Source organism: Pararhizobium sp. PWRC1-1 (assembly GCF_049897905.1).
In the GTDB taxonomy this organism is placed as follows: Bacteria; Pseudomonadota; Alphaproteobacteria; order Rhizobiales; family Rhizobiaceae; genus Pararhizobium.
The window spans coordinates 68190-81819 of the sequence record NZ_JAFCXE010000001.1 but is presented as its reverse complement, the minus strand read 5'-3'; the positions used below and the strand labels follow the sequence as shown (position 1 = coordinate 81819).

Below are 13630 nucleotides of genomic sequence, written 5' to 3'. Positions count from 1 at the left end.
CAAAAAGAGGTAAAAATATTTTACCTCTTTTTGTTTCCGCTCTTAACAAGCATTCTGGAAACATGGTATTGCCGGGCCATCTCTTGAGTTGGAAACCTGCGCCATGTCCAAAATCCTCGAAATCAGCGACCTCAAGGCAATCGCCAAACGCCGTGTGCCAAAAATGTTCTTCGACTATGCCGATAGCGGCGCCTGGACGGAGGGGACGTATCGCGCCAACGAAGAGGATTTCCGCAAGGTGAAGCTGCGCCAGCGGGTTCTGGTCGATATGACCAACCGCTCGCTGGAAAGCACGATGATCGGCCAGAAGGTTTCGATGCCGGTGGCTCTGTCTCCGACCGGTCTGACCGGCATGCAGCACGCCGATGGCGAGATGCTGGCGGCAAAGGCGGCCGAGGAGTTCGGCGTTCCCTTCACCCTATCGACCATGAGCATCTGCTCGATCGAGGACGTCGCTTCGGTGACGACCAAGCCGTTCTGGTTCCAGCTCTACGTTATGCGCGACCGGGAATTCGTCAAGAACCTGATCGACCGCGCCAAGGCGGCAAAGTGCTCGGCACTGGTTTTGACGCTCGATCTGCAGATCCTCGGCCAGCGCCATAAGGACCTGCGCAACGGCCTGTCTGCCCCTCCAAAATTCACTCCGAAACATATCTGGCAGATGGCGACCCGGCCGCTATGGTGCATGCAGATGCTGGGGACCAAGCGCCGCAGCTTCGGCAACATTGTCGGCCACGCCAAGAACGTCTCCGATCTCTCCTCCCTCTCCTCCTGGACCGCCGAACAGTTCGATCCGCAACTGTCCTGGGAAAATGTCGAGGAGATCAAGAAGATGTGGGGCGGTCCGCTGATCCTGAAAGGCATTCTCGATGTCGAGGACGCCAAGATGGCGGCGCGCACTGGCGCTGACGCGATCATCGTTTCCAATCACGGCGGCCGCCAGCTCGACGGCGCCCCCTCGTCGATCAGCGTGCTGCCGAAGATCGTCGATGCCGTCGGCCACCAGATCGAGGTCCATGTCGATGGCGGCATCCGCTCCGGCCAGGACGTGCTGAAGGCCGTCGCGCTCGGCGCCCAGGGCACCTATATCGGCCGCCCGTTCCTCTACGGCCTCGGCGCCGCTGGCAAGGCTGGCGTCACCACCACGCTCGACATCATCCGCAAGGAACTGGACATCACCATGGCGCTGTGCGGCAAACGGGATATCCGCGATATCAACCGGGATGTGATTGCCGAGTGATGAATGGCTAGGCTGCGGTGATCGTCAAGTTGACGCCCAGTGCCTTGACGACGCCAAGAAGGGTCGAAAGCTTGGGGTCGCCCTCTGCACTCAAAGCCTTATAGAGAGCCTCTCTGGTTACGCCGGCGTCCTTTGCAACCTGTGTCATGCCCTTCGCGCGCGCGACGACACCGAAAGCGGCAGCAATATAGGCTGTGTCGCCGGTTTCAAAGGCATCGTTGAGAAGCTCGGCATGGGCTTCCGGGGTATCAAGATACTGCGCCGCATCAAACGGCAGGGTTTCAATTGTCATGATCCATATCCAAATCGTCCGCGATTGCCTTGGCCCTCTTGATATCCTTGCTCTGCGTTGACTTATCACCGCCACACAGAAGGATAACGACAACAGTTCCGCGATGAACGAAATAAACGCGATAACCCGGGCCTTGATCGACGCGAAGCTCGCCAATACCGTCGAAAAACTTTGCATCTCCAAATAGCCCACCCTGCAACCGAACGACACGTTGAGCAATACGCGTCTTGGCTTGCACGTCCTTGAGGTTTTCAAGCCAATCCCGGAAAATCGCAGTCTGGCGCACTTCCATTCTTCAGCTCCAGAATACAGTGAAAACTGTGAACTGCAATTCACAAATACGGGATACTGTGGAACGCCAATCCCGCTCAACTCCCCCGATAGGTCGAATAACTGAAGGGCGAAAGCAAGAGCGGCACATGGTAATGGCTGCCCGCGTCGGCAATGCCGAAGCGCAACGGGATAAGATCGAGGAAGGCTGGCTCTGCCAAGGCGGCGCCAGTCGCGCGCAGATAATCGCCCGCATGGAACAGCAGCTCGTAAGTACCGACCGCAAAGGCTTCGCCCTCGAGCATCGGGCCATCGACGCGGCCGTCGCTGTTGGTCTCGACGGTGCGCAGAAGACGGCGCCCCTCGCCCTCAATCAGGAAAAGATCGATCTTCAAGCCCTTGGCCGGCTTGCCCAGCGCGGTATCGAGGACGTGGGTGGTCAGGCGGCCGGACGTGCTCATGGAACCTCGCTTGGATCAGAAGGGATTGGCGATGACGAAGGGTTCGTCGTAGGAAACCTCTTCCAGATTGTTGCCCGGACCGTTGCGATCGACAACCAGGAAATCGCTGACCGCGCCGACCGCCATCAACGGATGATGCCAGACATTGCGGCCATAGTTGACGCCCTGTGCGCTGGTGGCCAGGAAAACGCGCGGCAAGCCCGGCTTTCCACCAACATCCGGCGCAACGACTGCAAGCCAGGAACCACCACCGATCGGCGAAAAGCTCTGCGAGCCCAGTGGATGGCGTTCCATCATCGTCACGCTGTAGGGAAAGCTGCGCGGCTGGCCGCGGAAGATGTTGATGATGACCCGGGCGTCCTCGCCGCTCACATCGGCCCGGCCGAGCGCATGAAACCGCTCGGTGGAGCCACCGTTGATCAGCCGCATGGTTTCCGGGGCAGGCTCGATAACAGTACCGAATGGCGCGAATGCCGCCTGCGTCAGCGGCTCGATCGTCAGGAACTGTGGCATCAGATCGTCAGTCCCGCCGTGAAATGGCAGGGCGGTGTCGTCTCAGGCATTGTCTTCTCCCGGAAGCAGTGAACGCAAACGCAACAGCGCGATCTTTTCGACCTGCGCTGACGCCGTTTCAAATTCCTCTTCGAGATTATTGTCAATCCGCCTTTCGAAGGCAGCGACAATATCGTCCTTGTTCAGCCCCTTGACCGCGATGATGAAGGGAAAGCCGAATTTCTCCGTGTACGCGGTATTCAGCGCCGTGAACCGTGCATGTTCGGTAGCACTCAGGCGGTCCAGTCCGGCGCCTGCCTGCTCCGCCTTGGAATCCTCCGTCAGTCCCCCGGCGATGGCCAGCTTGCCGGCAAGATCCGGATGGACGCGAAGAACTGCCAGGCGTTCGGCATGCGAGGCGTCACGAAACGGTGCGACCAGCGCTTCATGCACGGCATCGGACGTCAGCGAAATATCCGGGGTCGCGTCGAAAGCACGCTCCGCCACCCAGGACGAATGCTCGAAGATCCCGCCGAACCGTGCGACAAACTCATCCCGCGCCAGCATCACAGGCCACCTTCCGGCTTGTGATGCTCCTGCCAGTGCCGGGCGATGTCGATGCGCTTCGGTGTCCAGACCTTTTCGTGGCTGAGAACGTAATCGAGGAAACGGGCGAGCGCCGCAGCCCGGCCCGGGCGGCCGACAAGGCGGCAATGCAGGCCGACATTCATCATCTTCGGACTGCCGTCCTTACCCTCGGCATAGAGCACGTCGAACGTATCTTTCAGATAGGCAAAGAATTGGTCGCCGGAATTGAACCCTTGCAGGGTTGCAAAGCGCATGTCGTTGGCATCGAGCGTGTACGGAATGATCAGGTGCGGCTTGTCCTTGGTGAGGCCCGGCACCCAATAGGGCAGTTCGTCGGCATAGCTATCGGAGGAATAGACAAAGCCGCCTTCTTCGATCACCAGCTTCAGCGTGTTGTCCGATGGCTTGCCCTGGTACATGCCGAGCGGATGCGATCCCGTCAGTTCGGTGTGCAGGCGCACGGCATCGCGGATATGCTTGCGTTCTTCGTCCTCGGAAAAATCCTTGTATTCCAGCCAGCGGTAACCGTGGCTGGCGATTTCCCAGCCCGCTTCCTTCATGGCGGCGACCGCTTCCGGATTGCGTGCCATGGCAAGCGTCACGCCATAGACGGTGACATCGACATTACGACTGGTAAACATCCGCCAGAGCCGCCAGAAGCCGGCACGCGAGCCATATTCGTAGATCGATTCCATGTTGAGATTACGCTGGCCGGCCCAAGGCTGCGCACCGACAATTTCCGACAGCAGCGATTCGGAGGCCTTGTCGCTGTCGAGAATACAGCTCTCGCCGCCCTCTTCGTAATTGACCACGAATTGCACCGCGATACGAGCATCGCCGGGCCAGCGCACCTGCGGAGGATTGCGGCCATAGCCGACGAGGTCACGTGGATAAGATTGGTCTGTCATCAAATCACCCTTCGAATTTGCCGGAACGGTAGCATCCGGGACCGGAAAATCGAAGTCAAAATGGTGATCGGCAATGCTCTGTCCAAAGCTTGAATAGACTGAACCGCCGATGGTCGAAATAGCCTCTGTCGCTCAGCAGCTTGCCTGCAGCAGACGGGCAGCCACCGCCGCTTTCGATTCGGAAATGCGCTGCGTACTGGCGAGCGCCGAAGCACTGGCTTTTGCGCCCGCAACGACTGGCCTATGCGCCGAGAGTTTGCCGAGCGGGTGCTGCGAATGCACGCGCAACGGCGCACCCGGTTCCGGCTCGATGAACAAGGCAAGGCTGGAAATTTTCAGTGGACCCGCGATCACCGGCTCGAAGAAATCGCGCAAGGCGTTCTCGAAGCGTGCGTTGAGATTGGAATTCACCGGCCCCGTCAACATCATGTGAAAGCGGAACTCGTCCATCACATAGGGATAGCCCCAGCGATGAAGGTTGGAAAACTGCGGTGCTGTCAGCCGGTCCGGATCCCGCCGCTCGATCTCGATATCGCTCAAGGGTGCCCGAAACGCGTCGAATGCCTGAATCACCGAAGCGGCCAGATGGTTCATTTGTTCACAGGGAGCCGAAGGTGCAAGCCCGAAGAATTCGCCCAGCCGCCCGATTTCCATCTTCGGAATTTCGAACGGGGTCATCGTGCTGGCAAAATGCATCAGCGATTTCAGCAGCGCCGGCTCGCTGGTTTCATCATGCAGGCGGAACGGTGCCTTGATTGTTCCGTGAAATCCGTACCGGCGCGGCACGGCCGTGTGAAACGCCAGCTCCTGGCGGCTAAAACCGGCAATGGAGGGCGCCTCCGGGGCTTCGCCGGAATAGACGTTGCGGCCAAGCCAGCTTGCGGCGGCGACCGACAGGGGATCGTAAATCGACGGCGTAAAATAGATAGCGTACCGCATCGGCCCCGCTCCGTTGAAACTCGTTCTGAAGCCGGGGTTAAGTGATTTGCATGACACAATGACGAATGGGGCGGCCGCTGGCCAATGACCGATCCTCTGTTCCTCCTGAAAACGGAATCCTGTCTGCAAATGCCGATTTTCGGACGGAACCAACCGGCTTTTGCTTCGTTTTCTTAACAATAACATTAAAAAACGGAGACGAAACATGACCTACCAGGACAGCACTATCCAGGATGCCAGCATCAAGGAAACGCACGACCTGATCGCCAGTGACAAGGTCGAAGGCACTCGCGTTTATGGCCAGGACGGAAAACACATCGGCACGATCGAACGTGTGATCCTGGAAAAACGCAGCGGCCGCGTCTCCTATGCCGTCCTCGGCTTTGGCGGCTTCCTCGGCATCGGCGAAGATCACTATCCGCTTCCGTGGCAAAAGCTTAGCTACGATGAGAGCCTTGGCGGCTATCGCACCGATATCACCCGCGAACAGGTCGAAAGCGCGCCGAAATATCACGGCGATGACGAATACGACTGGAACAAGGAAAATGGCCGCCGCGTCTACGATTACTACGGCGTGCCCCCGTACTGGATGTAATCCTGCCTGATTTGTGTCCACTAAGCCCTGCTCGCGAAGCAGGGCTTTTTGCGTTGCTGATCAGAACGCAAGCGACAGCCTGACGGCGGGATTCACGACCCCGCAAGACATCAGCCAAAATCCTCCTCCAAGATACGGCATAGCCCGGAAGCGGCCGGCCCGAATGGTCGATCGATTCGGCGGATCGCAAAGAGCGTCAAAGGCTGTATCTCCTGTGCCCCATGTCTCGACAGCGCAACGCGCACCAGCCTGCCGGCTGCAATCTCATCCTCCACCATCCAGAAAGGCAGATATCCCCATCCAACTCCTGCCAGAATTAGCGCTTGTTTGGTGGCGATGTCTCCGACCCGATAGATCCTCTGTGACAGCACCCCGAAATTCCGGCCCTGTGAGCGCAGGGAAGGATCCGATATCACCACCTGCAAATGCTCCGAGAGAGCGACCGTTGTCCATTTCTCTCCATCCTTGGGACGCGCGAGTTCGTGGTCCGAACGGCATACGGCAATCAAACCGGCAATCCTGCCAATCGCCTGGATCACTACATGAGGGTCCTGCTCATCCGCAGCCGTAAAGCCGAGGTCACACTGGCCGTCCAGAACGGTTGCCAAAGCAGCGGTCATCGGGGCAGTCTCGAACTCCAATCTTACCTGCGGAAATGCCTCGCTGAACCGCCGAAACACCCCGGCTATGCGTGGCAACGGAAGAAGGGGATCAAGCGCCACTCTGAGAACGGCTTCAATGCCCTGATGGAAACTGTTTGCACGGGCACGAAGCGCATCGGCTTTAATCAGAAGCGCCCTGGCGTCAGCAAGCAATGTCGCCCCTGCCTCGGTCAGCACAGGACGATGCTGCGAGCGGTCGAACAGGGAGATCTGAAGCTCGGTTTCAAGGTTGGCGACAGCACTGCTCAAGCCGGATTGCGCCCGCCCAAGTAACCTAGATGCCGCGCGGAAGGAGCCAGTATCGGCAATCGACACGAAAACGCGAAGTTGATCGAGTGTCAGCGCATCCAGCATGATCATACATTCCGATCGTTTTGATCTGTTTTTGAGCAATTGCATAGATCAAAAGGCGGTTGCAATCTCTTCGCCATGCGTTTCCTGGAGAGAGAGATGAAAAAGGCAATAATTTATGAAGCCGCTGGCGCTGATCCAGCACGCGACCGCATCGAGCGCGCAGGACTGACAATCGTGGCGATCGGGCGCGTGGACGAGCTTGTCGACATAGCCTCCGGTCTCGCTCTGGAAGGGGTGGAATTGATCGAGCTTTGCGGTGGCATATCGCCCCGTTGGCGGCCGATCGTGCAAGCAGCAGTGGGACCGAACATCCGGGTCAGCTCGGTGACATTCGGCATGGAATCTCTCACCCCTGCCGCTCGCTACAGCGCTGCTTATGACAACGGAGTGCCGCCGCCGGGGGCTTTCATTTTCCTGGAGCCGAATGCCGACCCGCAAAAAGACCGGTTCAACCAGGATTTTCCGGCACTGCGTATGACATTTGTTGCCGTTGCGGCTGAAGCGGCGGCGGCTGCCATTGCGCGCACACTTGTCGATGATGGCATCGGGCTGATCGAACTCTATGGTGGTTTCACCAGCGCAGGTGCCGCGGTGGTGATCGATGCCGTTGAGGGGCGCGCACCTGTCGGGATCGGCAGTTTCACACTGGAGGCCACGATCCCGAGGACCTCCACGTCGATTTGGAATCGGGTGAGCGCCCCTCGGAGAGCGCAGATCGGGAAGAACAAATGAGAGTGCCCTCTCAACCCGCGGTCACCTATGCTCCCGCATCGCCACCAGACCGCACACGCGACATTGCCTTGATCATCGCGGTGGTCGAGCGGCTGGAAACGATGCAATGGAATCGCGATGTCGAAGGCTTCACCGGCCTGCTGACGCCACAAGCCGTCTGGGTGACGGCGTTCGGACGCCGTCTTACTGGATGGCCGGAAATCCATGATTTCACGGCAAAAGTGCTCACACCCGCGCTCGGGGAGGAATATGCCAATTACGATGTGGAGCACATCACCTTCCTCAGCCACACTATAGCAGCCGTCAATGTCCGCCAGCGGTCGGTCGGCCCGACAGGGATAGCGCTGGAAGGGCAAGCGGAAGGAAGACCGCTTTATGTGATGAGCAAGCAGCAAGGAGGATGGTTGATCGCAGCCGGTCAGAACACGAAATTTCAGGAAACGCAGATTGCCGCGCAGGCGCGGGCAATGGAGGAACTGCCCCGCTGAAATAGAGGCTATTCCCCGCATTCCAAGAGATCAGGACGCGCGCAGCAGGGAAAAGTGGCTGGCCCAGCGGAACGAGTCCGGGAGTGCCTCGTCCCGCTGCCCGGCCATTTCGCCGATGACACTGGCCGCGAGGCGATGTGCCAATCCGAAGCTGATCTTGAAGCCGCCGGTCAGGGTATAGATCTGGTGATGATCGGGATGACAGCCAACCATCGGATCGCGGCCGATGGCTTTGGGCCGCAAGCCAGCCCAGCGCTCGACCACCGGAGCATCGGCAAGCAAGGGCACCACCGCGCGTGCCCGCGCCAGGAGATCGTCAAGCAGGTGGTCGTTTGACGCAGGATTGGCAAAACTGTTTTCGCTGGTGCTGCCGACCGCGACAAGGCCATTGTCATGCGGCACGACATAGAGCCCGTCCAGGAAAATGACAGGCAAAGCGGAATCAAGATCGGCTTTCAGCACAGCCGCCTGCCCTTTGACGGCCATGCCACTGGACGCTGCTGCCGGTTTATCGGGAAGCGCATCCAGATGCCGGAAGGTATCGACGCCGGCAGCAAGAATGCAGGCACCGAAAGATAGGGAATGTCCGTCTGAAAACGTCGCCTTGCCGGCGACCGGATCGAGACCGGCAAGCGCCCGCCCTTCCTCGATCTTTACATGACGCGACTGGCCGAGCGCCCTAGCCAACAGCGCAAGCAGCAAGCGCGGATCGACGCGGGCGGCCAGCGTATCGAACACGACGCCACTGGCCATGGCTTCGTTTTCCGGCCAGCCGGCCGCCGCCGGACTATCCTGCACATGCCAGAAAAACCGCCGGTCTCCCTGCCGCCAATTGACGAGCGCATCCTGCTCGTGGCGCAGCGCAATGGTGCGCAGATGCGGCTTGGGCAGCGGTATCAGGCGGCCGGAGCGGCGATAACCGGCGGATATCCCGGTTTGTGCTTCAAGCGTGGCAATGTCACGCTCCAGCGACACCAGGGCCTCGAACTGGAACTGCTTCTTGGCGTCCCAGCGATCCGGCATATACGGCATCAAAGCGCCGAGCACGCCGCCGCTCGCACCAGCGCCGATCTTGTCTCGCTCGACGAGCAACGTTTTCAACCCGGCCCGATCGGCCATGACGGCCGCCCAGAGCCCCATGATGCCGCCGCCGACAATCAACAGATCCACCATCGATTGACCTTCTTGAACGTGGAGATTATCGGTTCGCCATGACCCGCAATCATTTGGATGTAACGCCCGCGCCGAACGGGGAAACCCCAAACAGGCAAACGCTTGAATGGCACGAGGGCGATATGCCCTATTCGCAAGAATTTGGCGACCATTTTTATTGCCGCGAAGATGGCCGGCTGGAATGCGGCCATGTCTTTCTCGCCGGCAACGGCCTGCCCGAACGGTGGTGCAGACCCGGCACATTCAGGATCGGTGAACTCGGTTTCGGCACCGGGCTGAATTTTTGCGAGACGTGGCGGCAATGGAAGGAGACGCGCGTTGAAGGGGCAAACCTTCATTTCGTCTCGTTCGAACGGTTTCCGATGCACGCTCCGGACATTGGCCGGGCGCTGTCGCGCTGGCCGCAGATCGAGGCGGAGCGGCTGGCCCTGTGCGCGCAGTGGCCGGATCAACCAGAAGGCCGGATTGACCTCAATTTCGCAGGCGGCCTGCGGCTAACAGTCGTCTGCGGCACCGCCTTTGAAGGAATCAGTAGTTTTTCGGACGACTTCGATGCCTGGTATCTGGATGGCTTCGCGCCCAAACGCAATCCCGACATGTGGTCGCAGGAACTGATGCGGCTTGCCTATGAAAAGACCGCTGATGGCGGTACGTTTGCGACCTATGCCGCCGCCGGTTTCGTCCGCCGCAACCTGCAAGGTGCAGGCTTCACAGTCGAACGCACACCCGGCTTCGGCAGCAAACGCGAAATGCTTTGCGGCGTAAAATCGACATCCGGCGTCGCGGAATAACCAGCCCTCAAAACGCCCTTCTCTTTCAGGGAAATTTGCTGTCGCAAATGGTGGCGCCTTCGGGGCTTCGAATCTGCAACATGAGCCTCTGTCCAAACCGATGGAAAAATCATGAGCGACAACGAACTTCCGCAAACCACCCAGAGCGACACCGAAGCGCCGGTGGAACGCCGCCGCCGAACCGGCGGGCGCGGCGCGGATCGTTCGCGCAAAGGCGGCAGTAGTTCGAAATATCTCAATCTCGTCAACACAATGGCGAAATCTTCCGTGCTGTCCGAAGAGGCGCTTGAGGCCGTTCATGATGCCTCGCTGACCATCCTTGAAGAGATCGGCATGGACGTGATCCTGCCGGAAGCCCGCGACCGGATGAAGGCGGCAGGCGCCGACGTGGCGCCCGGCACCGACCGGGTGCGTTTCGATCGCGGCCTGATCATGGACATGATGGCGTCCGTGCCATCCGGCTTCACCATGCATGCGCGCAATCCGGCCCGCAATGTGCAGATCGGCGGCAACAATCTGGTGTTCGCGCAGATCGCCTCGGCGCCGTTTGTCGCCGACCGCGAGGGCGGACGGCGTGCCGGAAACCAGGAGGATTTCCGCAAGCTGGTCAAGCTCGCTCAATCCTATGACATCATTCATACGACCGGCGGCTATCCGGTTGAACCGATCGATATCCATGCGTCCGTGCGCCATCTCGACTGCCTGTCGGACATGGTGAAGCTGACCGACAAGGTGTTCCACTGCTATTCGCTTGGCCAGCAGCGCAATATAGACGCCATCGAGATCGCCCGCATCGGACGCGGCATTTCGGCAGAGCAGATGGAAACCGAGCCGTCGCTCTTTACCATCATCAACACATCCTCGCCGCTGCGCCTCGACGGGCCGATGCTGCAGGGCATTATCGAAATGTCGTCGCGCAATCAGGTCGTTGTCGTCACGCCGTTCACGCTGGCAGGCGCAATGGCGCCGGTGACGATTGCGGGGGCTGTGGTGCAGCAAAATGCCGAAGCGCTAGCCGGCATCGCGTTTACCCAGATGGTCCGGCGCGGGTCGCCGGTGATGTATGGCGGCTTCACCTCGAATGTGGACATGAAGACCGGAGCGCCCGCCTTCGGTACGCCGGAATATATGAAGGCCGTGATTGCCGGCGGTCAGCTCGCCCGCCGCTATAAGGTGCCTTACCGCACCTCCAACACCAATGCCTCCAACACGCTCGATGCACAGGCCGCCTACGAATCGGCGCTGTCGCTCTGGGCGCTGACGCAGGGCGGCGGCAATTTCATCATGCATTCAGCCGGCTGGAGCGAGGGTGGACTGACCGCATCCTTCGAGAAATTCATCCTCGACGTCGACATGCTGCAGATGGTGGCGGAATTCCTCACCCCCCTCGACGTCAGCGAGGATGCGCTTGGTCTCGACGCCGTGCGCGACGTCGGCCCCGGCGGCCACTATTTCGGTACCGCCCATACGCTCGCCCGCTACGAGACCGCGTTCTATTCGCCGATCCTGTCGGACTGGCGCAATTTCGAGACCTGGACAGAGGCAGGACGGCCGACGACCTACGACCACGCCAATCGTGTCTTCAAGGAAAAGCTCAACGAATACGAGAAGCCGCCACTCGATCCGTCCATCGAGGAAGAGCTTGATTCGTTTGTTGCCCGCCGGAAAGCCGAAGGTGGCGTTCCGACGGATTTTTAACGGAGGATCAGTTCGACATGGCAACGCGAACCGACGAAATCAACTTGTCAGTCGGAAGGTTGCTGTAGTCCTTGCTGATCTCGGCAATGGTCTTTGCCCGCGTTGCCGTTGACAGCATCGAGCGAAGATCGCCAAGCGTCTGGGGTGCTGCGCAGACAACCAGGCGGTCGAATGCCCCCTCCTGTTCGTAGCTGTCGATCTTGCTGGCAACATCAGCGGTAAACCTCTGCTGTTCCTCGCGCACCGGATCACTGGAATATTCCATCGCCGAACGGCCATGTCCGACCGAGGAATGGCTGCGGCCCGGCTTGTCGGCCATGATGTCCTGGACACGCTTGGTATCCATCTGAAAAATCTCCTGCTCGGGGCTCTGGGGTCCATCTTTGAGGAAATTCACGCCCTTCAAAAGGCGGGCCTGGTTTCCGTCAGCGGCAAGAATCCATGTCGTGGTCATTATTCACTCCTCGAGCAATCTTCATCTCGACGGCCATATGTCACTACACCGGCGGCACGATGACTGGGCGTCAAAACGTGCCTCTTGCAAACCAGGCACGTGGAAGATTCAACGCCGCGAGAAAAAGGAAGGTTCCCGAAATAGTTACGGGGAAATCCGTTGCCAGATGCTGATGGCGGAAAACCCGGTCTACATTCCAGGTTGAACTGCGGCTATGGTCTATCGGAATCAAACGCTGGATAGGCGCCATGGCCGAACCGCTGAAAAACCTTTTGCATCCGGCACTCGTGAAGACGATGGCGAACCAGATCGCCGCCCATTCCGCAGGGTTCGACACGGCACGGTTCGTTGATCTTGCAACACATGACATGCCGCAGCTGGAGTTGATGCAACGCGCCACGCAGATTCGCGACGCGCTTGCCGTGACATTGCCGGACGACTTCGAACAGGCAGCCGCCATTCTCTCGGCGAGCCTGCCGCAATCAGGCCGGACCGGCATCAGCGGATGGGCACTGCTGCCGGTCAGCCAGTTCGTGGCGCAGAAAGGTCTTGGCCATTTCGATCTGTCCTTGGCATTGCTGAAGCAGCTGACCCCGCATTTTACCGCCGAGTTCGGCATCCGCCCGTTCATTCTTGCAGAGCAGGACCGCGCGCTGGCAACGATCGGCGAGTGGACCACCGACAGCGATCATCACGTCCGCCGGCTGGCGAGCGAAGGCACCCGCCCGCGCCTGCCCTGGGCCATCCGCCTGCCGGCGCTAATGCGCGACCCGCAACCGATCCTGCCGATCCTCACGGCCCTACTGGACGACCCTGAAGATTACGTGCGCCGCTCCGTCGCCAACAGTCTCAACGATATCGCCAAGGATCATCCCGATCTGGTCGCAGCATTCGTCGGCGAGCAGATTGCAGCGGCCTCCCCGGAGCGACGGCAGCTTCTGCGGCATGCCTCGCGCACGCTGTTGAAAAAGGGACATGCGGCCGCACTGTCGAATTTCGGCTTCGCTCCGCTTTCCGGTATCGGCGCGACTGTGGAGATACGGACCCCGCATGTGGATTTCGGCAATGCCGTCGCCTTCACCCTCACCATCGTCAACGACGGCTCCGCGCCGCAGCAGGTGATGGTCGACTATGCGATCCACCATCGCAAAGCCAATGGCAGCCTTGCTCCAAAAGTCTTCAAGTGGAAGAGCCTTGTGCTTGCTCCTGGCGAAACCACAACAATGACGCGCCAGCATGCGATACGCGCCATCACCACGCGGCAGTATTATCCCGGCGGCCACCGGCTGGAAATTCTCGTCAACGGTGCCGTTCTGGCAGGCGGAGACTTTCAGCTCGTCATACCGTGATCCACCGGTCTCTTCGCACATGCAAAAAACTATCCCTTGACTTTTGACTGCAAAACAACGACATGAGGCCCAGCGTCACCTTCCGGCCGCCGCGTGAGCGAGCCCTGCGGGATCCAACCGATCCGTAACGAAGGATAAGCGCAA

Annotated in this window: 17 protein-coding genes; 7 read left to right on the top strand and 10 right to left on the bottom strand. The window is 59.6% G+C overall.

All coding sequences use genetic code 11. The features are described from left to right. Positions 1–103: 103 nt before the first annotated feature. Complete coding sequence (locus tag ACP7E0_RS00430) at positions 104–1240, top strand: alpha-hydroxy acid oxidase (protein WP_426122250.1); 1137 nt, start codon at positions 104–106, stop codon at positions 1238–1240. A 7-nt stretch (positions 1241–1247) separates the two neighbouring features. Here the strand turns inward: ACP7E0_RS00430 and ACP7E0_RS00425 are convergent, their stop codons facing one another. From ACP7E0_RS00425 to ACP7E0_RS00395, 7 genes are all read right to left on the bottom strand, one after another. Next, the gene (locus ACP7E0_RS00425; protein ID WP_426122249.1) at positions 1248–1532 is read right to left on the bottom strand and encodes an addiction module antidote protein; all 285 of its coding nucleotides are present in this window, start codon (positions 1530–1532) and stop codon (positions 1248–1250) included. Further along, entirely contained in the window at positions 1522–1824 is a 303-nt protein-coding gene (locus tag ACP7E0_RS00420; RefSeq protein ID WP_426122248.1) for a type II toxin-antitoxin system RelE/ParE family toxin, read from the bottom strand. The genes ACP7E0_RS00425 and ACP7E0_RS00420 overlap by 11 nt, the downstream gene beginning before the upstream one ends. Positions 1825–1900: 76 nt before the next feature. After that, positions 1901–2263, bottom strand: a complete 363-nt coding sequence (gene uraH, locus ACP7E0_RS00415; protein ID WP_426122247.1) for a hydroxyisourate hydrolase — start codon at positions 2261–2263, stop codon at positions 1901–1903. A 15-nt stretch (positions 2264–2278) separates the two neighbouring features. Next, positions 2279–2776 carry an ureidoglycolate lyase gene (locus ACP7E0_RS00410; RefSeq protein WP_426122245.1) on the bottom strand — a complete coding sequence of 166 codons (498 nt, stop codon included), beginning with the start codon at positions 2774–2776 and terminating at the stop codon, positions 2279–2281. Between the two features lie 42 nt (positions 2777–2818). Beyond that, a complete protein-coding gene (gene uraD, locus ACP7E0_RS00405) occupies positions 2819–3322 on the bottom strand; it encodes a 2-oxo-4-hydroxy-4-carboxy-5-ureidoimidazoline decarboxylase (protein ID WP_426122244.1) in 504 nt (167 codons plus the stop codon). Then, the gene (gene puuE, locus ACP7E0_RS00400; RefSeq protein ID WP_426122243.1) at positions 3322–4251 is read right to left on the bottom strand and encodes an allantoinase PuuE; all 930 of its coding nucleotides are present in this window, start codon (positions 4249–4251) and stop codon (positions 3322–3324) included. Before puuE ends, uraD begins: the two co-directional genes overlap by 1 nt. A gap of 132 nt (positions 4252–4383) precedes the next feature. Then, positions 4384–5190 carry a DUF1045 domain-containing protein gene (locus tag ACP7E0_RS00395; RefSeq protein WP_426122242.1) on the bottom strand — a complete coding sequence of 269 codons (807 nt, stop codon included), beginning with the start codon at positions 5188–5190 and terminating at the stop codon, positions 4384–4386. 205 nt (positions 5191–5395) lie between these two features. Between ACP7E0_RS00395 and ACP7E0_RS00390 the strand changes: the two genes are divergently transcribed. Next, positions 5396–5785, top strand: coding sequence for a PRC-barrel domain-containing protein (locus tag ACP7E0_RS00390; RefSeq protein ID WP_426122241.1), 390 nt, complete (start codon positions 5396–5398; stop codon positions 5783–5785). A 110-nt stretch (positions 5786–5895) separates the two neighbouring features. On the opposite strand, the gene ACP7E0_RS00385 is transcribed toward ACP7E0_RS00390, so the two are convergent. Further along, on the bottom strand, positions 5896–6801 hold the full coding sequence (locus ACP7E0_RS00385) for a LysR family transcriptional regulator (protein ID WP_426122240.1): 906 nt from the start codon (positions 6799–6801) through the stop codon (positions 5896–5898). A gap of 96 nt (positions 6802–6897) precedes the next feature. On the opposite strand from ACP7E0_RS00385, the gene ACP7E0_RS00380 reads away from it, so the two are divergent. Next, positions 6898–7533, top strand: a complete 636-nt coding sequence (locus ACP7E0_RS00380; RefSeq protein ID WP_426122239.1) for a DUF6506 family protein — start codon at positions 6898–6900, stop codon at positions 7531–7533. After that, positions 7530–8021, top strand: a complete 492-nt coding sequence (locus ACP7E0_RS00375) for an SgcJ/EcaC family oxidoreductase (RefSeq protein WP_426122237.1) — start codon at positions 7530–7532, stop codon at positions 8019–8021. Before ACP7E0_RS00380 ends, ACP7E0_RS00375 begins: the two co-directional genes overlap by 4 nt. A 30-nt stretch (positions 8022–8051) precedes the next feature. Here the strand turns inward: ACP7E0_RS00375 and ACP7E0_RS00370 are convergent, their stop codons facing one another. Further along, a complete protein-coding gene (locus ACP7E0_RS00370; protein ID WP_426122236.1) occupies positions 8052–9194 on the bottom strand; it encodes an NAD(P)/FAD-dependent oxidoreductase in 1143 nt (380 codons plus the stop codon). Between the two features lie 38 nt (positions 9195–9232). Between ACP7E0_RS00370 and mnmD the strand changes: the two genes are divergently transcribed. Then, complete coding sequence (mnmD, locus tag ACP7E0_RS00365) at positions 9233–9985, top strand: tRNA (5-methylaminomethyl-2-thiouridine)(34)-methyltransferase MnmD (protein ID WP_426122235.1); 753 nt, start codon at positions 9233–9235, stop codon at positions 9983–9985. Positions 9986–10096: 111 nt separating this feature from the next. Next, positions 10097–11683, top strand: coding sequence for a trimethylamine methyltransferase family protein (locus ACP7E0_RS00360; protein ID WP_426122233.1), 1587 nt, complete (start codon positions 10097–10099; stop codon positions 11681–11683). Positions 11684–11690: 7 nt separating this feature from the next. Here ACP7E0_RS00360 and ACP7E0_RS00355 read toward each other — a convergent pair whose 3' ends face one another. Next, on the bottom strand, positions 11691–12140 hold the full coding sequence (locus ACP7E0_RS00355) for a host attachment protein (RefSeq protein ID WP_426123003.1): 450 nt from the start codon (positions 12138–12140) through the stop codon (positions 11691–11693). Between the two features lie 245 nt (positions 12141–12385). On the opposite strand from ACP7E0_RS00355, the gene ACP7E0_RS00350 reads away from it, so the two are divergent. Further along, the gene (locus ACP7E0_RS00350) at positions 12386–13486 is read left to right on the top strand and encodes a DNA alkylation repair protein (protein ID WP_426122230.1); all 1101 of its coding nucleotides are present in this window, start codon (positions 12386–12388) and stop codon (positions 13484–13486) included. The last annotated feature ends 144 nt before the right edge of the window (positions 13487–13630 follow it).

Excerpts from the sequence above, each read along its gene's own strand:
- ACP7E0_RS00430 (WP_426122250.1), top strand. The coding sequence starts at position 104 with ATGTCCAAAATCCTCGAAATCAGCGACCTCAAGGCAATCGCCAAACGC.
- ACP7E0_RS00425 (WP_426122249.1), bottom strand. The coding sequence starts at position 1,532 with ATGACAATTGAAACCCTGCCGTTTGATGCGGCGCAGTATCTTGATACC.
- ACP7E0_RS00420 (WP_426122248.1), bottom strand. The coding sequence starts at position 1,824 with ATGGAAGTGCGCCAGACTGCGATTTTCCGGGATTGGCTTGAAAACCTC.
- uraH (WP_426122247.1), bottom strand. The coding sequence starts at position 2,263 with ATGAGCACGTCCGGCCGCCTGACCACCCACGTCCTCGATACCGCGCTG.
- ACP7E0_RS00410 (WP_426122245.1), bottom strand. The coding sequence starts at position 2,776 with ATGCCACAGTTCCTGACGATCGAGCCGCTGACGCAGGCGGCATTCGCG.
- uraD (WP_426122244.1), bottom strand. The coding sequence starts at position 3,322 with ATGCTGGCGCGGGATGAGTTTGTCGCACGGTTCGGCGGGATCTTCGAG.
- puuE (WP_426122243.1), bottom strand. The coding sequence starts at position 4,251 with ATGACAGACCAATCTTATCCACGTGACCTCGTCGGCTATGGCCGCAAT.
- ACP7E0_RS00395 (WP_426122242.1), bottom strand. The coding sequence starts at position 5,190 with ATGCGGTACGCTATCTATTTTACGCCGTCGATTTACGATCCCCTGTCG.
- ACP7E0_RS00390 (WP_426122241.1), top strand. The coding sequence starts at position 5,396 with ATGACCTACCAGGACAGCACTATCCAGGATGCCAGCATCAAGGAAACG.
- ACP7E0_RS00385 (WP_426122240.1), bottom strand. The coding sequence starts at position 6,801 with ATGCTGGATGCGCTGACACTCGATCAACTTCGCGTTTTCGTGTCGATT.
- ACP7E0_RS00380 (WP_426122239.1), top strand. The coding sequence starts at position 6,898 with ATGAAAAAGGCAATAATTTATGAAGCCGCTGGCGCTGATCCAGCACGC.
- ACP7E0_RS00375 (WP_426122237.1), top strand. The coding sequence starts at position 7,530 with ATGAGAGTGCCCTCTCAACCCGCGGTCACCTATGCTCCCGCATCGCCA.
- ACP7E0_RS00370 (WP_426122236.1), bottom strand. The coding sequence starts at position 9,194 with ATGGTGGATCTGTTGATTGTCGGCGGCGGCATCATGGGGCTCTGGGCG.
- mnmD (WP_426122235.1), top strand. The coding sequence starts at position 9,233 with ATGACCCGCAATCATTTGGATGTAACGCCCGCGCCGAACGGGGAAACC.
- ACP7E0_RS00360 (WP_426122233.1), top strand. The coding sequence starts at position 10,097 with ATGAGCGACAACGAACTTCCGCAAACCACCCAGAGCGACACCGAAGCG.
- ACP7E0_RS00350 (WP_426122230.1), top strand. The coding sequence starts at position 12,386 with ATGGCCGAACCGCTGAAAAACCTTTTGCATCCGGCACTCGTGAAGACG.